This window comes from Pseudomonas sp. FW215-R2 (assembly GCF_058789255.1).
Genome location: NZ_JBYTBO010000004.1, coordinates 226,783 through 244,899, shown reverse-complemented (window position 1 = coordinate 244,899; position 18,117 = coordinate 226,783). Strand labels below are relative to the sequence as shown.

Annotated in this window: 14 protein-coding genes; 12 read left to right on the top strand and 2 right to left on the bottom strand. The window is 55.3% G+C overall.

All coding sequences use genetic code 11. From position 1 onward, the window contains the following. Positions 1–2 precede the first annotated feature (2 nt). The 6 genes from AC3WRD_RS07925 (at position 3) to AC3WRD_RS07900 (ending at position 6,742) form a co-directional block, all read left to right on the top strand. Complete coding sequence (locus AC3WRD_RS07925) at positions 3–809, top strand: copper chaperone (protein WP_102619879.1); 807 nt, start codon at positions 3–5, stop codon at positions 807–809. Positions 810–1,047: 238 nt separating this feature from the next. Beyond that, on the top strand, positions 1,048–1,464 hold the full coding sequence (locus tag AC3WRD_RS07920) for a TetR family transcriptional regulator C-terminal domain-containing protein (protein ID WP_102619880.1): 417 nt from the start codon (positions 1,048–1,050) through the stop codon (positions 1,462–1,464). Next, positions 1,461–3,101, top strand: a complete 1,641-nt coding sequence (locus tag AC3WRD_RS07915) for a GMC family oxidoreductase (RefSeq protein WP_102619881.1) — start codon at positions 1,461–1,463, stop codon at positions 3,099–3,101. The genes AC3WRD_RS07920 and AC3WRD_RS07915 overlap by 4 nt, the downstream gene beginning before the upstream one ends. Continuing rightward, positions 3,098–4,330: a ferritin-like domain-containing protein gene (locus AC3WRD_RS07910; protein WP_102619882.1), complete on the top strand. Its 1,233-nt coding sequence runs from the start codon at positions 3,098–3,100 to the stop codon at positions 4,328–4,330. Before AC3WRD_RS07915 ends, AC3WRD_RS07910 begins: the two co-directional genes overlap by 4 nt. 773 nt (positions 4,331–5,103) lie before the next feature. Beyond that, the gene (locus AC3WRD_RS07905; protein WP_102619883.1) at positions 5,104–5,985 is read left to right on the top strand and encodes a hypothetical protein; all 882 of its coding nucleotides are present in this window, start codon (positions 5,104–5,106) and stop codon (positions 5,983–5,985) included. 46 nt (positions 5,986–6,031) lie between these two features. Next, positions 6,032–6,742 (top strand): ribonuclease T2 family protein, encoded by a 711-nt coding sequence (locus AC3WRD_RS07900; RefSeq protein WP_102619884.1) that lies wholly within the window; start codon positions 6,032–6,034, stop codon positions 6,740–6,742. 754 nt (positions 6,743–7,496) lie between these two features. On the opposite strand, the gene AC3WRD_RS07895 is transcribed toward AC3WRD_RS07900, so the two are convergent. Beyond that, the gene (locus AC3WRD_RS07895) at positions 7,497–9,878 is read right to left on the bottom strand and encodes a type I restriction enzyme HsdR N-terminal domain-containing protein (RefSeq protein ID WP_102619885.1); all 2,382 of its coding nucleotides are present in this window, start codon (positions 9,876–9,878) and stop codon (positions 7,497–7,499) included. 203 nt (positions 9,879–10,081) lie between these two features. Between AC3WRD_RS07895 and AC3WRD_RS07890 the strand changes: the two genes are divergently transcribed. Both AC3WRD_RS07890 and AC3WRD_RS07885 read left to right on the top strand, forming a co-directional pair. Then, complete coding sequence (locus AC3WRD_RS07890; RefSeq protein WP_102619886.1) at positions 10,082–10,774, top strand: HNH endonuclease; 693 nt, start codon at positions 10,082–10,084, stop codon at positions 10,772–10,774. Next, positions 10,771–11,412, top strand: coding sequence for a hypothetical protein (locus AC3WRD_RS07885; RefSeq protein ID WP_102619887.1), 642 nt, complete (start codon positions 10,771–10,773; stop codon positions 11,410–11,412). Before AC3WRD_RS07890 ends, AC3WRD_RS07885 begins: the two co-directional genes overlap by 4 nt. A 1,189-nt stretch (positions 11,413–12,601) precedes the next feature. Here AC3WRD_RS07885 and AC3WRD_RS07880 read toward each other — a convergent pair. Then, on the bottom strand, positions 12,602–13,222 hold the full coding sequence (locus tag AC3WRD_RS07880; protein WP_102619889.1) for a 3'-5' exonuclease: 621 nt from the start codon (positions 13,220–13,222) through the stop codon (positions 12,602–12,604). Positions 13,223–13,421: 199 nt separating this feature from the next. On the opposite strand from AC3WRD_RS07880, the gene AC3WRD_RS07875 reads away from it, so the two are divergent. From AC3WRD_RS07875 to AC3WRD_RS07860, 4 genes are read left to right on the top strand one after another with little or no spacing between them, the layout of a single operon-like run. Further along, the gene (locus AC3WRD_RS07875) at positions 13,422–14,543 is read left to right on the top strand and encodes an SAVED domain-containing protein (RefSeq protein ID WP_102619890.1); all 1,122 of its coding nucleotides are present in this window, start codon (positions 13,422–13,424) and stop codon (positions 14,541–14,543) included. 13 nt (positions 14,544–14,556) lie between these two features. Beyond that, complete coding sequence (locus tag AC3WRD_RS07870; RefSeq protein WP_102619891.1) at positions 14,557–15,768, top strand: nucleotidyltransferase domain-containing protein; 1,212 nt, start codon at positions 14,557–14,559, stop codon at positions 15,766–15,768. Then, a complete protein-coding gene (locus AC3WRD_RS07865; protein ID WP_102619892.1) occupies positions 15,761–17,506 on the top strand; it encodes a ThiF family adenylyltransferase in 1,746 nt (581 codons plus the stop codon). The genes AC3WRD_RS07870 and AC3WRD_RS07865 overlap by 8 nt, the downstream gene beginning before the upstream one ends. Beyond that, on the top strand, positions 17,487–18,008 hold the full coding sequence (locus tag AC3WRD_RS07860; protein WP_102619893.1) for a Mov34/MPN/PAD-1 family protein: 522 nt from the start codon (positions 17,487–17,489) through the stop codon (positions 18,006–18,008). Before AC3WRD_RS07865 ends, AC3WRD_RS07860 begins: the two co-directional genes overlap by 20 nt. The last annotated feature ends 109 nt before the right edge of the window (positions 18,009–18,117 follow it).

Below are 18,117 nucleotides of genomic sequence, written 5' to 3'. Positions count from 1 at the left end.
CGATGTCCGTGTCGGCACGGCTTCGAGAAGCAGGCCTTGACCCGCTTGCTTGCACGTTATGGAGTATCAGCCTCGTCGCGTTCAGCGTCATTGCCCTCAGTGACAACGTCCACGCCGAACTGATGCTTCTGTGCCGTTCCAATCCCGGCCCGGTGTTCGCCGAGAGCCTGAGCTATCTGCATTTTTATTACTCGACCCTGGACCTCGCCGCGTTTGCGGCTGGCATGACCTTGATGTTGGTGGCGATGATGACGCCCGCCTTGGCGGGGCCTGCGCTGCACCTGTGGTTTCGCTCGCTGTCGCGCCATCGCTGGCGAGCCATCGTGCTGTTCCTGCTGGGCTATTTTTGTGTGTGGCTGGCGGCCTGTGCGCTGCTTTTTGTCATCGCACTGCTGCTGGTTTCGCTCACGGATTCAGAGCTTGTGGCCGGGGCCATGGCGGTGGTTGGGTGGCTTATCTGGCAATTGAGCGTCATGCGTTCACGCTGTCTTGCGCGTTGCCATCAACAGCCCAGGCTCTCCGTTTTTGGCATGGCTGCGCTGGTCGATCCGTTGTGCTTTGGCGTAACACACGGGTTCTGGTGCGTCACGACGTGCTGGGCACTGATGTTGATTCCGCTTTGCCTGCCTTACGCCCATTTGCCGGTCATGCTGGGCGGTGCCGTTCTGATCGCCTATGAGCGCGCAAGTACTAACGGTCCAGCGTTTTCTCAGATGACGGGCGCAATCCGTCGCGGTCTTGCGCCTCGTTGGAAGACCATCAGGCAGCGGCTTGCGGCTGCACCTGCAAATTCCCGTCCACATCCTTGACCAGTCCGCTGGCCAAAAACAGCGGCACCAGGCGCTTGTGCAGTCAGGGGGTGACAAACTCCTTGTCGGTCGCCAGCGCCAGGGTCCCGTAAACATAAGGCGTAGCTGGAATGTTTCACGCTGAGTTTCAACCCCGTGCAAAAACTTGCGGAGTAGTCATAGGGCTCCTATCGTCTTATTTGCTCGCCACGTAGTACGCCTCCGTGGGGGAGGCATAGTAGACCATGGAGGTGGTTCCATGCCGTTCCTGCACGCAACGTTCTCGGCTTTGTCCCAGGCGCTTATGGATGACCCACAACTAGACGAGCGTCTGTGTGAGACGGTGTTGATGGGGATATCTGAAGGGCGCAAAGCTTTGGTTGAGCAGGTGCTGCGCACATGGGCCGAGGCACCAGCCGATGCAGATCCACAGCAATGGATCAAGCAGCGACTATGGACGGACCCGGCGTCTCAGCAGGTGTGCCGGGACATTGTGCTGTCATGGTGTTTCGGCCAGTGCTTTCGCGATGGTAAGCCGCAGGCAAGCGCCGATGTTGGGCCCGACACACTCACAGCTTTGTGGTTCTCCGGTTCGTTCTGGCGTCTCGCGAAAGCCCACCCCCCAGGCTTGCCAGGAGGCTACTTCGGTCATTGGTCATATCCGGGGGAAGCGTGAGCGAAGCCGACGTGGATGTCCTTATTGTTGGGGCCGGGGTTGCAGGGGCACTCTTGGCATGGCAGCTATCGCTCCAGGGCCATAAGGTGCTCCTGGTTGAAGCTGGACCATCTGTTTTACGAGAGGATGCACTGGAGCAATGGGCTGCTGCACCGGTCAAGACCCTGTCTTCTCCGTACCGCCAGTCACAGGCGGACAAGTTCGCGTTCTCTCCTGACGGCTCCGGCGACTACAAATATGTGGCGACACCGAAGAGCTTCAAGAGCACGTACCTTCGACGTGTTGGGGGCAGCACCTGGCACTGGCAGGGCAGCACGCCGCGACTGATCCCAAATGATTTCCGGATGCGTTCGGCCTTCGGCGTCGCAGTGGACTGGCCAATCAGCTACGACGATCTGGAGGCGTGGTACGCGCGAGCAGAAGAGGCGCTTGGAGTTTCCGGCGATCACGACGCCTGGAGCGGTGTACACAGCGCATGGCGCAGCACCCCGTTTCCCATGACGCAGATCTGGCCTTCGTACCTTGATAAGGTTATTGCCGCGAAGGTAAACGGCCTCGAATTTGAAGGCGCTACGTTGCGCGTCCGTACGACCCCACAGGCCCGCAATTCTCGCCCCTACCAAGGCCGGCCACCTTGCGCCGGCAACTCGATTTGCATCCCGCTATGTCCGATCCAGGCCAAGTACGATGCCACTGTGCATGTTAATTTAGCACTCACACAAGGCGCTGAGCTGCTCGATCGCACCGTGGCCACGAAGGTGGTAGTTGCTAACGGAAGCATCGATGGGATCGAACTCGCCGCCTGGACAGAAACGGGCGAGGTTCAGCGTTCCACTCTGCGTGCCCGTAAGTACGTAATCGCTGCTCACTCGATCGAATCGGCTCGTCTGCTGCTGGTCTCTGGAATTGGTGACCCTGCTGTGGTCGGCCACAACTTGATGGACCACCCTACGGGGGAAATGGTGGGTATCGCAGACGAACCGTTGTACGGCTATCGCGGACCGCCGGTGACTTCGGGCATCGACGATTGGCGCGATGGCCCTTGGCGTGGCGACCATGCGGCCTGGAAGATGTCTTTAGGAAATGACGGGCATGGACGCTTCAGGACACCGGAAGCAACCGTGCAGAAATGGATGGACGAGGGACTGTTCGGTACTGCCTTGCGTGAGCGAATCGCGGACGTTGCACCGCGCATGGTTCGAATCAGTTGGGCATCGGAACAACTACCCAGTGCTGGCAACTACGTTGAGCTCATCCCTCAGAGCTACGACGCGCTGGGAATGCCTGAAGTGCGCCTGAACTATAGCGTGGATACATACACGCTTGGCTCCTTCGTGCATGCACGCTCGCTGATTCGAGCCATCTATGAGCGCGCAGGCATCACCAATGTGGAAGCATCTGCTGACCCAGCGGCATACGGTGGATCAGGCCACGTAATTGGAACCTGCCGCATGGGCACCGATGCGGCTGCGTCAGTCGTCGACGCGGACTGTCGCGTGCATGGCCACGAGAACTTGTTCGTGGTCGGCGCTAGCGTGTTCCCAACGGCAGGCACCGCCAACCCGACCCTCACAGCAGCAGCTCTGGCCCTGCGTCTTGCCGCTGTAATCGCCACTGAACTCCCGGAAGGCAGATGATGCCCACCAGCCGAAACGAGCTCTTGAGTTTGCTGTCAGAGGCTTGCGAGATTGAGCATTCGCTCGCGTGTGCCTACCTGTACGCCGCCTTCTCCTTGAAGAAGGAAACGGAGGACAGGCCCAAATGGCGCGATCAGCAAATCACACAGTACTGGGCTGGTCAGATCTATTTTGTAGCCTCGCAAGAAATGCTGCATCTGGCGCAGGCATGGAACCTTTTGGCCGCGATCGGCGGAACACCCTATTTCATGCACCCAGTCTTTCCGCAACCTAAGAGTTATTGGCCCCTGCCTGCTGCGCTGACCCTGCAGTCGTTCTGCCTCGAGACCGTTGAACGCTTCCTACAGTGGGAAGCACCTGTCGAGTCGACGCTGCGCCCCGGCTTTATCCACTGGGAACATTCTCCAACTGAACAGGACCTGGCCTTCCGCAGTGTGGGAGAGCTTTACGAGTTGATTGCGCATGGCATAGAGGCAATGCCCGAGGCGGACTTATTCATCGGTAATCCGGACCTGCAAATTGGCCCCGATCTGGCTGACTTCCCGGACCTCGTGGCCGTGTATGACAAGCGAAGCGCACTAGAAGCAATTCGACGAGTTCAATTCCAGGGGGAGGGCATCCATGACGACCGCGAGGACTCCCACTTCGGGATCTTCCATGAAATGCGCATCGAACTTAACCGGATGCTGGGCGCGAACCCGCACTTCCAGCCCGCATACCCGACGCTTCAGAATCCAGCTACACGGGAGCGTGCGGGCGCAAACTTGATCACGCATCCTGCGGCACGTCAGGCAATGACCTTATTCAACAACATCTACGTGTTGACCATTCGGATTCTTGGCTGGGTATTTGGGCCAGGCTCACCAGGACAGCCGCAAACACGTGGGTTCGCTCGCGCTAGTATCGGCGCCATGCCCGTGATCCTCAAGCCGCTGGGGGAAGCCTTGGCACGGATGCCCTCTGGCGACGGCACGCATACTGCCGGCGCATCTTTTGCGATGCAGAGGCATGTCCCGCTACCGCATGACGCAGATGACGCACTGCGACTCGTCAGCGAACGCATTGATGAACTTATCGTTGCCGCCCGTGAGTTGCAGCAACGCGAGGACATCGATCAGGACTTTTCTTGGTTAGCCGGGCGGCTGGAGTGGATGCTCGGTGTGGTTCACGGTGAATACTCAAGCACCCAAAAGGGAGGTCATGATAGCAAGGGCGATCAAGGAAAATGACGGCAAGCTCACAGGACATTTCGGTTTAGCTGATCGGATGATCCTCACAAAGCTACGCACGACGGCGACACCTTCACGGTGCGCGCCCTCGGTAACTTCGGACTACGCTTTCTAGGCATTGATACGCCATAGCGAACCTCGCGAAGTGGGGGGCACAAGCTCAGGCAGCGCTAGAGCAGGAGCTCCGGAACGAGCTGGTGGGGCAGGGCGCAACCAACGAATCCTTCCACCTATTCCTTCGCTTTGCATCAGATGCATTAGATGGGTATGGCCGTCTGCTCGCCTACGTAAACACAACACAGGGGGGAGTGCCGTACACTACCTTTTTTTTGTGGATTACCGATGGCCACTCCCCCCGAGTCTTCAAGTTAGGTAGCGTGCTGGTTGCAATGTTTCGACGTCATTTCTTGATTTGTATAATTTTTACAGAGCCACAATCTCGTTTTCTAATTGCATTTATTTCAAAATGTGATCATTAGCTTCTTGCCGGATGGCAGGGTTAAGTCTTCACTGTTGTTGGAGTATTGCGGCGGAACTCGTATTGCTGTGTATTTTTATGGGGAGTCAACTGGCTCAAGCGAGAGATGAGAGTAGTGCTGCCTATTCAACAATAGGCGGCTAAGAGGATATAAAAAACCAGCAGCATTCTGGCCGCTAGACATTGCGTCTTGTCGAGAGTTAGTTGCAGCGGACTTCCAGAATCTCGCGTGAACTGAGCCAAGTTCACGCAATCCACGCATGAGTGCCTTAATTTCGCAGGCAGGGAGTTTGCTATGTCACTTGGTTTCTACAAACTGATCAAGGGCCGTTTAATTGTGAGGGAGCGTCAGTCGCCAGATGGCGATAGCATGCGCTTCATTGCGGATGACATGTCGCTGTTCGAATCCCTGCCACGCTATACCAAACCCAAAGGTAGCGATGGTTTGGCTAGCTATCAGCTACGGTTTCAGGCCATCGATACGCCTGAGCTTCACTATGGAGGCGCCGCGCAACCCTATGGCGTGCAATGTCGTGACGGCCTGTTGCGATGGTTAGGGGTAAATCCAGAGGCGTGGCATTGGGAAGTGGCTCCGGCGGGTTTTGAGTGGGAGACGCCCGCCGAGATCCTGACCGATGGATTTGAAGCTCATTCTAGGCCAGTTGCTTTTGTATTACGCGAAACAGGTCTGCAGGATGGGAGCGAAATCAAGCTCACAAATGATCTTTTGATGAGCAGCTACAACCACCACGCGGTCGAAACTGGACTGGCATATCTGGGGCTCTATTCGGGAGGACTCTCGGCGGAGATCAAGTCTCACCTGATCGCCACTTATAAAAACGCAAGGGCCGATAAACGCGGCATCTGGGAGGCCGACGGCACCAGTCAGTTCACAATCAGCACCCTGGATGACCTTCTGCCGGAGCACGGGACGTTAATTTATCCAAAAATTTTCCGGCGGTGCGTTGATGCGCTGAAATGGGCAGGTGGCGAACTCAAGCCAGGAAGTGATCTGGATGACTTCTTGATGGCGAAGACCAATGAGAACGACAGTTTTTATGTCGAGGATGCCCATGGAGGCCGTCTAAAAAGCAAACTGAGCAATGTGCTAGAGCAGGTCAATAACCAAATCATAATCCAGGTCGATCTGAATACCGTTGAATTCGTTCCAAAGTAGACATTAAAACGGATCGTAAACATGTCATTGGCGGAAGGATGAAAGCATGTATAAGCGCAGGATTCTGGCGATTACTCTCGTTTCGCTCACTCCAGTACTTGCTACTGCCGAGCCGTCGTGCAAGGTGGATCCCGCAAAGAAAAAACTTTATCGCCTTGAGCTAACGGTTCCTGCTGCTTTTTGTCGGTCGGCAGATCAAGAGGATCCCAGTTGCAAGCAGCTTCCAAAGGAATCACTGGTACAACTCCACGGACTTTGGCCTAATTATGAAAAAAATTTCCCGGAGGGAGGTTGCAGTCCTGGCGAGTGTGAGGAGCAGAAAGTTAAGGACGGCAAATTCTGCAAGTTTCCAGAATTGCCTAAGCTGATCGCGTCCGAAACCTGGAAGGCCAATAAGGATTTCATGGCTGGAACTGAAAAATGTCTCGAACGGCATGAGTGGGCCAAGCATGGCACATGCTCCCCAATGAACGTTGTAGAGTATTTCGACTGGTCGTTGAGTGAAACCCGGCACATCGTCGAAAGCCTCGATATAACGCCTGATGTCGAAATGACACGCTCGGAGTTTGAGCAAAGAGTGCAGCAGAAGCTTCCTGAGCTTAACGGGGCTGTCCATCTCAATTGCAAGGGTAAACTGGTTACCGGCATGTATGTACTGTACGAATGGGGGCAGACGCCAGGAGCCCCCATAAAAACGAAAAGTGGGCAGAATAGCTTTGGTAATTGCAAGAACGATTTTACGTTTGTGAGTAAATAACTGATTGCCCTTGAATCCGAGTTTGGAAGGGTGTGTTCCCAAAAAGCTTTCGGATGAAGGTGCAAACGTCGCAAAAAGTACTCAAGGGCATTATTAGAGCGGACATGTCAAAAATGATAAATTCTGCTCCGGACTGCATAGCTTTTTTGTCAGGAGCCACATAAGGCGGGCTTGGTAAAGTTCCTCCCAGACACATAATTTAACAAGTGGGTGATGTCAGCCGTTCACAAGAATGGCAAACCATTGATTAACCGCGAGTCTTGTTGCTCTAAATGCATCTTAAGTTCACTAAAACTCGTTCATGAAAAAAGCGCCCAGTGGTTTCAAAATCGCAGTTGGCAGCCGTGATCCTGCTGCGCCCCTTCAAACAAAGGCTGTATTTTCGAAGCTTCGGATTACTCTGCATGTGCCGAATGTATTTGAGGGCGATTATGAAATCGTCCACTACGACACCAGTACTCTCAGCATAATCGTCGCAGAAATGGACGCCAAAAAGACATTCCGCGCTTAGGGGCAGATCTGACGGATAACTCAAAAAAATTAATTTTCCAGGAGGAGGGCTGCTTATTGCTCGCCGGGCAATGCGATTCTGATGGTGGTGGGATTGCTTGCCGATCTTGCCATCAACCGGAAGAAGCAGCGCCTCACGCGCATGGCATCTGGGCGCGCCTCAAAAATTGGTTTACTGGTAACGACAACACGTGATCGTCTAGGGTAGGCACGCTCTAGCTGACTTACCGGGGGCGCTTATGGTTTAAGCGCTGCACTTGTCGTTTTTAGCGTCATCGGATGCGATGAAGGCTTTCCAGTATTTGTCCAGCCGTTGCAAGGCCGCGCGAGCGGCGGCACTGGCCTTCGGGTCGCTATCATTTCTCAGCAGACTGCAAAGAATCACCAGGCGCCACGCTAGATGGCGCTTATCTTCTTGCAACGCATGCGTTACCAATTGATGGAGTTCATCAGGACGGTGTGATGCACACAGGTACATGGCCTGCATGAGAGGTTCCACAATTCCGCTATTCACGCATAGTACTGAGCCAACACCTGGAATGTCGTGGGTATGTAGGCCAAGAATGTCTCTGAGGTCGCGAGGCGCTGGTTTGAAAATCAGATCTTCAGAATTGCCCAAGGTGGCGACAATCGACAAGTTCACCGACGTACCATCATCGCCCGTGTCCATGGGCGTCATTGCCAAGTGGCTCAGAATCAGCCAAGGCTGCATATCCCCGGGCAGCCGCTCGTTCATTCCTTCACCGAATTGAATGCGTACGCCTTTGACATCCTTCGCTAGTATTTCGACCGTCGATCCCTCAGTCAGGAAGGTGGGCTCTGGCTCGGCGGCGATCAGTGTGTTGACGATTAGGAATAAGTGGTTGCCGTCGGTAACTCGGGAGATGGCTGCTGCGACGCAGAGATCTCCTTCGGGCACGAAATGCGATTGCTGGAGTATGCGCTGCAGGGTTGTATTGAGGTTGTCCGCGTCCGTTTGCTTGTTTAGGTCTGCCGCCCACTGGGCAGAGATGTGATGAGCCAACTGCTCTGGGAATCGAACGACCAGCCTGGGCCCGAGCGTCCGGGTGTCAGTCCAATGAATAACGCCATTTCTGCGCAGGCGTTCAATTCGCTGTTCGCCGAGTGACCGCTCCAGGATATCGGGATCGATCGACGGTGCCCCGTAGGTCTCGATGATTCGCAGCTGGTCTCGACCGTGTTCCGTCACATCGACCAGATAGGCGGCGGCAAGCTTTGATAGATCGTGCTTCAGCTGAGGGTCTGCACCGATGAGGTTGCTCGCCCTTTCTAGCATCCGAAAATCGGGAATCGGAGGGATTACCAGGCGGGTTTCATATCTTGAGCCATCAGTTGCTGATTTGCGCTTCGGGACATGCCGGGGTAGAAGGGACGCGATAAGCCGCAACTGACGCGGGCGACGCAGATCAGGAATCAACTGCGCGCCAGTCAAAAAATGCGCGTATTTGAGTTTCACAAAAAGCTCGCGCGCTGCCCGGAACTCTTCGTTTGACAAATTCTCAAGCTCAACCGGTGTTGCCAGGCGGCCAAGCATCGTTTCTTCAATGCGGCCAGCCAAGGTACTGTGTGACTCGAACGTACCGCTATCAGTCCCGAATACGAGCTGGAGGCGCTTCAGCTCTGCAAGGTGCAGCAGCTCCTCCAGCTCACCGGTCGGTACTCCGTCCACAACGAGAATGAGTCCTGCCAGTGACTGACCAGTAATAAGCCACTGCCTAACGTCATCCCGGGAAACCCCGATGGAAAGCTCTCGGGTCAGTCGGGATGCAAGAAACTGTAGAATATCGCCCGAGCTTCTGCGGTCGACGTAGAGGATAGGAGCCTTCTCGAGCCTCTCGACCAGTTGGATCAGTGTGCCCGTGATGCCTGATAGCGGAGCCCCATGCAGGACGACTACTTTCGCGCCTCTTTCGACGTCGTTGCAGATTTGGCCTACAGCCTGGCGGGGTATTTGAAAGCCCTCGGCAATAGCTCGGTGCAGATCAGGTATGGCGCCAGTTCGGCTGCTGATCTCCTCGGCATTCCATTTCTTAAGTATGGCTCCCCAGATTTTTGGGTCACGTCCCAGCAAACTGCGAATTGCGCCCTCGGTCGAGCTGCGTGCCAGACTCGACGCTGCTAAGAGAATCTTCTCCAAACCTGCAGCATCCGCTTTATCGCTTGAAACTGTGGTTCCATCGTAGGTCAGGACAAGTCGGGTCGACGCTTGATCGCCATTCGTGACTAGTACCAGTGGCACCATTGGTTGGTGGATCCGGGCGTAGGAAAGCCCCTGGTCAACGTCTTCATCAGTGATAGCCACAGACGGAGCTTTCAGCTCAGCGAGCAACAGCGGTTTATCGTCGAGAAGCATGACGACGTCCGACCGGCCCTTGAAAAAATCTCTAGTTTTTCCGCTCCCATCGACTGCAATGTGATGGTGGCCGAGCTTTAAGTTCAAATAGCGCTCGGCACGAATGTTAGCCGGCAGCAAGGGGAGGGCCTGGCGCAAGCGAGCGATGATCGCAGCCTGGAAGTCTGCCTCGTTTATCGGTTGGGTCGCCCCAGAATGGGGTGCCGGTTGCACCTTTGGCTTAGCAGCGCTTTTCTTTTTCGAGGCGGCCATATCGTCCTTGGAATGAGATCTGAGGGGCGCAAAGCGTACCTCAGGTGGTGGGATTGTTGACTGGCTGGAGAACCGCATCAGGCGCTAGCGTCCGGCAAATCGCAGCCGACTGCGTCATTTGATGTCGGACTCGCCTTAGGTCGGCCTATGAGTCTGCACGGTCTCCCGCTAAGCTACGCACCTCGAATTTTGAGGGCGCTAGCATGGCAGATCGAAAGCACATTCCACAGGATACCAAGCTTCGGCTTTTCGCGGATGCGGCAGGCCACTGCCAGCGCCCGGACTGTCTGCAACCGCTGTTTCCGGCCGAGATGGGCGGTGACAAGCACATCGCGGAGATGGCGCACGTGATCCCCCATGGCGAAAAGGGCCCACGTCATGAGGAGCGGCCTGCTGGCGAGTTCGAAGCCGACTCCTTTGAAAACCTCCTGCTCCTGTGCCCCAGTTGCCATACGACCATCGACAAGAACTCGCCCTCGTACAATCGCAGTACTCTGTTGATGTGGAAGAGCAACCACCTCGCGGCCTTGGCCAACAAGCAGGGCGTGTATGCCTACGAGGAGCGTTCGCAGGTCAGAAGCGCCATCACGGCCGCCATGGCCGAGAACAAAGCGATCCACACGCGGCTCGCTCCCTGCGAAGGAACAAGCTTCGAGTACGACCCGGAGTCAGAGTCAGCGAACACCTGGCTGCACAGGATGCGCAACGTCATCCTGCCCAATCACTTTCGTGTCCAGCGCATCATCACGGCGAACCAGCATCACATGGACGAGGCCGAGCATGAGGCATTTGCCCAATACCAGGAGCATGTTCGAGGGCTGGTTGAGCGCCACGTCTGTGGCGTAGCCGGCCGCGCTATTCGCTATCCTGTACAAATAGATGGAATTTTTGCATGAAATGGCAGGTGAAATATGCGCTGGAAAACATCCGGCGTGAAAGTGGGGTCATCTCGGCAGAACACGCAGGAGGCGACGCTATCCGCATTTCGGTTCGTGAGCAGCCAGACGTTTTGGCTGTCATCAGTGACACCCACAAGATGGACGCCGAATTGGCTGCCCGGTACCACCAGCAATGGCCGGAGATGGATTTCCTCTGCGGCTATCGCAAAGAGTGCGTTTGGGAAGGTGGTGCAATCGCCTTCCTGGAGGAAAAGCCGATAGGATGGGGGAATTACGGAACACTTGGGTCGGCAATTCCGAAGGGTTCAGTGAGGAAAGCGTCTCACAAAAACTATGCGTTTTCTTACCGAATGATTCTGCAGCTACGGTACGTAACGAACGTCCGCCGTGAGTTTGATCGTGTGTTCACTCTTACCCTTTCGGGTGGATGCTCGCTAAGAATAGGGATGATCTGGGAATATGAGCCGACAGCCGATGCCGTCCGCAGCCTATGGGACGATTTCGGTGCGGTAGACGTTGTATGGAACATCAATCCCAATGGATCGCCGGCTCCAAGCGCCATTGAGGCAGGTCGGGAGCTGGGATGCAAAGTACTGAAGTGGGAAGACCTCAGAACGATTTTGCTGAAGGGCTGATGACAGCAGCGGAAGTGGCAGGCTTTCTACTCGAGGCCTGCCCGTCGTTACGGTACTTCGAGGCCTTCATGTTTGGGTCGTCACTCCGTGGTGTCGGCAGCGATTACGACGTGTTGGTCGTGGGCCCATCTGGCGCGCCGCTCGCTCGACTTAAGAGTGAGTTGAGAGCCGCTGGCGCTGAGCTTCCGCTCGACATCTTGTACATGATGCCGACGGAGGCGGAGGACACAGCGTTCATCGCGCGTGAAGGGTGCATTCCACTCTCACAGCTGGCTCGCTCAGGTAGCGACGCTCACGAGCCACTTTGAGGTATTCCTCGACCCTGTTTTCATAGGGCATCCACCGTTCCTGCTCAACCTTTTGGTAATGCCAGGCTTGGCATGCCAGCATGCTGTCTTGTGCTAAGCCAAGGTTTAGGAGGTGCCTGGCAGGCCTCTTCAACTTGAAAATGATCGCAGCCTCGCCCGTAGGCCCTCGACGTCAGCGGGCTTTGCTGCAGTCGCGTCAAAATGATGGTCGTGAAGTTGGCAAAAAGGTCGATCAGGGTGTGGCCTGCTGACCCGCCAGTACCATCCATCAAAGGCAGCAGCAGACTTTGGTGGGAAACATCCGGATCCTGGGCGCGCCTGAACTGGGCGTAACGTCGGAAATAGGCCGCAAACTGGGGATTTAGCGGATAGCGCAGGCGAGGGTGGTGGGGGCTTTCAAACCATTAGGGGATGGTCTGCTTTGACTGCTGGCCTCGCAGAGATTGCAAATCTCAGCGAACCTATGCCAGCTGGTGCCTTCTATCGAGGTGTCAACGTAGTGCCGGGGCACGTCGAGGCCGGCCTAGTGTTTGCTCGAACCGTTGTTCGCCAAACCGAAGATAGCGCACGCCTCCCTCTCGAAAGTAGATGTCGCCGATCTTCGTAACATTTTGATCGAGATGGCAACAGACGCTTGGCCTACCCAACTAAATGTTAGCGAGGCAGCTGAGCTCGCGGCTACGCTGTTGCCAATTACCGGTTGCAAATCGTCCGCCAACTAAACCGTCGTAGATGCTCATAAGCCTGCCGCACATGAGAGCCACATTAAACTGTAATTTTTGACTCTTTTTCTCTTCAGGTCGCTGGGGGATTGCGCAAGGCGAGGCATAGAACTGCTAGGTGTCGAGCGAGCCGGCTTATCAGTTTGCGGAGGGAGTGCGTCAGGAAAGCAGCATCTTAATGACCTGAGCAAGATTGCGCGCATCGTCGATGCCGCGATGGTATGTGCCCCGCCATGCAAGGCCCATTGATTCAACAGCTGGCTTGAGACCCATCGCTCGGCAATCGAGAATTTTCAAATGCCATTTTTTCGCATTGTGGTGCTCCAGACCATCGAGCATGGGGGCACACTTATTGAACGCGGCATCCCTAGCGAGCTGTTTCGCATCGTAGTCGCCCCAAGAAGCCCAAGCGGCTAAAGGGTATCGAGTAGTGAAAGCGGCCAGTTCCTCCGCAACCTCGCGATACGTGCCTGCTTCATCAACATAGCGCTGCTCGATTGAGGTCAGCGATCTGCAAAACGCGGTCAGGGAAGGATTGATCAAAGGGCGCACAAAACGCTGGAATTCGTCAACGACGTTAAAGGTGTGAAGGTCGAGTACGACGAGGCCGACTTCGATGGTCTCCATCTGATCGGCTTCGACAATCAGTTTGGCGTCGGGAGGCGCGCCTTCCGGCAGCTCGTCACAGGTTGCCTCTAAGTCCACACACAGCAGGAATCGGATCGAGGAAAGCGAATCTTTCACTGTCTGTAGGTGTTGGGTTTTGTGTTCGATGTTCATAGCCGACCCGCCTTCAAATTTCACATAGCCTACACGAGCCTTGGCTGACTCAGCGCATGGTAGTCACTAGCGTTAAATAAGAATGTCAAGGTAAAAACTCGACCCACAATCAAAAAATACCATATTTAGTGGTTTGCATTTCCCATATGTCTATATGTAGTATAATTTCGATATTGATACGTAATCTAAGGAATGGCACGTGGCATCAATCTTCAAGTGGTTCTTCAAGGTGGTTAACCTTTGGGTAGCGTGGACTTTCCGTAAACGCAACGTAGGTTTGGCCATCGTTGCTGCTTGCTGCGCTGTATTGATAGCCATCGTGTCAGGGAGCATCTCAGTTGAGGCCAACGGCGTGTTCGGGGTGGTGGATGCCTTCAAATTCAGCACTAGCGGCGGCGTTGAAGACTTGGTGCAGACGGTTATCGTCTGGACCATGTTGCTTGGTGTCGCGATCGGTATCGGATTGGCCAGCCACGCATACTGGCAGGAAATGAAGGAGGCAGACATCAAGCGAGTAGTGGTCGTTGAGCTGCGCGGCTTGGTCGATACCTCCGACCACCCCCTGATCGCGGCCGTCCCTAAAAGCCTGCGAGGGCAAAAAATCGATGCTTTGGTTGACGTTCGCCAATTGTTAATAGGCCCCACTCCCAATGTTTCCGCCGCGCTGTTGGAGATCCGACACTTGCAGCGCAATGTTCGTCACGTACGTGGTGATGCTGCTCGCGCCCACGTTCAAGTCGTTGCTGGCGGCATTATGCCCGTGCCCCTACTGTTCTACTCAGGTGTGCTGTTGGACGATGAGGGGCACGTTCTACTCATGGATTGGGAGCGAACCCAGAAGCTTTGGAAACCGTTGGACGATCCGGACAATGGCACGCGCTTCATCGTCAACGAAACGCAGGGCACGCGACAAAGCAAGGCAGTCGTGCTCGCGGTATCGGCGTCTTATCGGGTGGATATGGCCGACATCCAGACGACTTTTCCAGGGCTGCCCGTCGTTGACATGGCGCTCCAAGGACTAGCCGTAAATTCAAGCTGGTCTGAGGAAGCTCAGATTCAGCTGACGCAACAGTTTTTGCAGATGCTCGGTACGCTGGCCAACGACGGCGTTGAACTCATCCACTTGGTGCTGGCCGCACCCGCAAGTCTTTCTATCAGATTCGGTATGGCCTACGACGGTCGCAATATGCCGACGCTGCGTTGCTATCAATGGAACCGGGGTCAGATTCCCCCCTATGAGTGGAGTGTGCAAATGCCGACTCATCAGCATGAAGCTGCTGTTTACGTTCAGACCCCCACCCATGAAGTGACTACCGGTTAGAAGGAATATCCGCATGAACATCCAAGTGCAGTCACGTTCCGCGATGATCGCCAAGTCTCTGCTTGAGCGAAACGAAGAAAAACAGTGGGAGATTTTCATCGTCTCCATGCTGAAGAAGCTTGAGCTTTCGGCTGAGAACCAAGAAAAAGCCAAGCGTCGTTACGCTCAATTTGCACATCACATCGCTCAGAAGCTCGGTGTCGACGATGACGATGTCCATGTCGTCGTTCAAGGCTCCATGCGGACGCAGACCACGATTGCGGGGGACGGGCGGGAGAAATTCGACTTGGATCTAGTAGTTAAGCTGTGCGGGCCACGATTTGAAAAGCTTCGTCATTCCAATTCTTTTTTTGCGGACTTTGGCAAGGCGCTCGAAGGTCTGGACGGTGCCGGAGATCCCCAGCCCAAAAATCGGTGCTGGCGTTTGCCTTATCCTAACGAACCGTTCTATTTCGACGTTACGCCGGCGATCCCGCTCTCGGAGCAGATTACCGGTACCGATTTGCGGGTACGTGATGAGGATGAGGTCTGGAGTCCCTCCAACCCTGAGGAGTTCGCCGACTGGTTCTGCACGATCGCCAACAAACGCTTCTTCCGACGGGTCATGAACAAAGCCATGATGGATTCAGCGAAGATTGACCCCCTCCCTCAGCAGCCTGTGGGGATTGATGATGTGCTGAGGCGAATGGTGCAACTGATGAAGCTTCACCGTGACAGTTACTACAAGAAGCAGTCCGACCCTCGTCGTGCAGCAAAGCCCATTTCTGTCATTCTGGTTACGTTGGCGGCAAAGGCCTATGACCAGATCGCAACTTCCGGAACCTATATCGTAAGCTCTGCTATTGAGGTTGCTCTCGAGTTGGTGGCTCGTATGCCTCAGTTCATTACGCGCAATGGGGAAATCCGAGTAGAAAATCCAGCCATGCCTGGCATTCATGGCGAAAATTTTGCTGAAAAGTGGAATACCGATAACGGTCTGCGAAACAGAGAGTTCAATACTTGGCACGCAGTGTTGATGGAAGATCTGGAGGCTCTGTTCGCCGAGGAATACAGCAAGCGATCGGAAGACCGGGTGCGCGCGGTGTTTGGCGAGGTAGGGGCGAAAGCATGGGAGGCCAGCCAAGCTGGCGGTATCTTGGCAAGCCTGCGGGCAACGGCCCCCGGGGTGGCGGGTACTCAGCCTGCGGCCCCTCGCTCCACTGCATCGAGCAATACCCTTGCCTGATAGCGTGCTTCTCGCCACTCCCTTTGAGCAGGCAGCCGGGGCTGTCCAGGAGTGGCTAGACGGCCCTGGCGCTGCAATTGTTGCACGTGTAAAGCATCCCGACCGGAGCCGGCATTTTGCCTCATGGCAAATGGATCTGCCCCATCCGGTGGTCGGCTCTCAGAGGGTTACGCTGTCTTTGCTGCGAGATTTTCCAGCATCTCCACCGCAGATTCACTTAGACGCGAGACTGTGCCTCACTTGGCCGCACGTGGAAGAGAGCGGGCGATTCTGCCATGGGGTCGAACCTGAGGCTGGGGACTACATAAACCCAGTCCAGATCGTTCAGTCAGTCCTCGAACGGCTGCAGGACTTCTGGGCAAACACTGAAAAAATCGCCTGGATTAGTGCGGAGTTTCAAGAAGAGAGCTTGTCGTACTGGCTGCGGTTCTGCCGGCTCTTCCAGAAGTATCACGGGCGGTTGAGCCCCATCGAAACGCGCGTCCACTACTTGAGCATCCAGGGTGTTACAGAGGGTCAGGTAGCGAGTTATTTCAAGGAAAGTAAACAGAGGCCTCGTTGCCAAATGCTGGTGGCCACGCTAGGGAAAGAGGAACCCAATTCGTTGGCTCACCGGCATCACTGGGCATCAGGCAACCTCGTTCGTGGTGACGCACTTTTTGTTCCGCTCTCAGAGAGTGCGCCGTGGGGGCCGACTGACTGGCCCCAGACCTTTGAGACTCTCTGTGACCTTGTCGCCAGCGTCAGCGGTGATCCGCAAACTGTTCCTTCTTGGATTGAGGGCAAGGCGAAGGAGGGTAAGCGACGGTCATCCTTGCTCGTGATCTTGGTGCAGAAAAACGTGTGTTACGGGTACCAGATAACGGTACCTGTCGTGCCGCGACTGACCGCGCCTCAAGTCATCCCCATTTCGCTTGACCGCGTTGATCCAGATTGGGCGTTAGCTCGTGATCAGCAGCTGACGTCTTTACATAACCGTAGGCAGCAACGTGTGTTGGTTCTCGGGTGCGGATCACTGGGTGCTCCGCTAGCTGAATTGCTTGCTCGTGCTGGCATAGGCGAGTTGCATCTGGTTGATATGGAGTTACTGGAAGCCTCCAACTGCTCGCGTCACGTTTTGGGTGCTGACGCGATTGGTCAAGGTAAAGCCGATGCGTTGGCGAAGCGGTTGCGCTTGTCAGTTCCTGGTCTATCTGTCACGGGATTGCCTGCAACCGCTGCTGCTTACGTTTCGGGCAAATGCAAACCTGGCGACTATGATCTGATACTGGATTGCACCGGCGAAGCTGCAGTGCGCAGTATGCTGGCCCGCTATCGTGTAGTGGCGCTTGGCGGTTGCCCAGTGGTGCATGCGTGGATGGAGCCGTTCTGCAGCGCTGCTCACGTTGTCCTCGTCGGACAGGATCATGAGTGGCCCGTGTATGATCCAACGGACAAGGTCAACGTTGGTCAATGGATGTCCAACACACGCATCAAACTCCCCGCGTGCGGTTCTGGATTTCATCCCTACGGCGCAGCAGATGCGTGGCAGTCTGCGGGTTTTGCTGCGCAACGCGTTTTGGCGGTCCTCGATAACCAGGCAACGCCTTCTACCATCTGGAGTTGGATCAGATCGAAAGGGTTCTTCGATTCACTGGGCGTCCAAGTAAAGGTCAGCCCGCTTGTGCCCAGCAGTACTAACCCGTTGGATTCCATTCAGGTCAGTCGAAATTTTGAAGATGTCCTTGGTGAAAAGTGAGCAGTGTACTTTGAGGTTTCGGATAAGAGGGGCGGCTTGGAGTCTAGAGTTTTCTGCGGAAGTTATAGCGGGGTTGGTTTCGGTCGCACAACATGGCCGTCACTCCTTGGAGTCCGTGGGTCAACTTTACACCGCTGATGCCACTTCAGATCCGATCCGGGTCGATAGGATGAGCCGTCTTACTCCAGCATGGGCAGGCTATTCGGGGGTGCGCCTGAATATGGCGGCGGTCAAGCGCGAGCGCGCCGAAATGTACGCGAAGGGGCTTCACTGCCTTGGTTTCTGGCATACCCACCCTGAGTCACGCCCAACCCCCTCACACGACGACATTAGATTGGCTAAAGAGCACGCTGAGGCCGGCAAGAGTGACTTCGAAGGATTGGTATTCACGATTGTGGGCACCGATCCGTTTCCTGTCGGTTTGGGCGTCTGGGTGCATGATGGGACTAAAATGTGGCGGGCTGAGAGTGAGGCCTTGGGCGATGGGCAGAGTGTTACATAAGATACTCTCCGCAATCTGCTATCCCCGGGCGTGTCTTCACTCGAGTCGAGACCAATTTGCCATTCTCTCCGAACGACCTAGATAACAGAATGACGTGTGAGGGCGACTG

Excerpts from the sequence above, each read along its gene's own strand:
- AC3WRD_RS07890 (WP_102619886.1), top strand. The coding sequence starts at position 10,082 with ATGGCAGATCGAAAGCACATTCCACAGGATACCAAGCTTCGGCTTTTC.
- AC3WRD_RS07880 (WP_102619889.1), bottom strand. The coding sequence starts at position 13,222 with ATGAACATCGAACACAAAACCCAACACCTACAGACAGTGAAAGATTCG.
- AC3WRD_RS07905 (WP_102619883.1), top strand. The coding sequence starts at position 5,104 with ATGTCACTTGGTTTCTACAAACTGATCAAGGGCCGTTTAATTGTGAGG.
- AC3WRD_RS07925 (WP_102619879.1), top strand. The coding sequence starts at position 3 with ATGTCCGTGTCGGCACGGCTTCGAGAAGCAGGCCTTGACCCGCTTGCT.
- AC3WRD_RS07885 (WP_102619887.1), top strand. The coding sequence starts at position 10,771 with ATGAAATGGCAGGTGAAATATGCGCTGGAAAACATCCGGCGTGAAAGT.
- AC3WRD_RS07895 (WP_102619885.1), bottom strand. The coding sequence starts at position 9,878 with ATGGCCGCCTCGAAAAAGAAAAGCGCTGCTAAGCCAAAGGTGCAACCG.
- AC3WRD_RS07870 (WP_102619891.1), top strand. The coding sequence starts at position 14,557 with ATGAACATCCAAGTGCAGTCACGTTCCGCGATGATCGCCAAGTCTCTG.
- AC3WRD_RS07900 (WP_102619884.1), top strand. The coding sequence starts at position 6,032 with ATGTATAAGCGCAGGATTCTGGCGATTACTCTCGTTTCGCTCACTCCA.
- AC3WRD_RS07910 (WP_102619882.1), top strand. The coding sequence starts at position 3,098 with ATGATGCCCACCAGCCGAAACGAGCTCTTGAGTTTGCTGTCAGAGGCT.
- AC3WRD_RS07860 (WP_102619893.1), top strand. The coding sequence starts at position 17,487 with ATGTCCTTGGTGAAAAGTGAGCAGTGTACTTTGAGGTTTCGGATAAGA.
- AC3WRD_RS07920 (WP_102619880.1), top strand. The coding sequence starts at position 1,048 with ATGCCGTTCCTGCACGCAACGTTCTCGGCTTTGTCCCAGGCGCTTATG.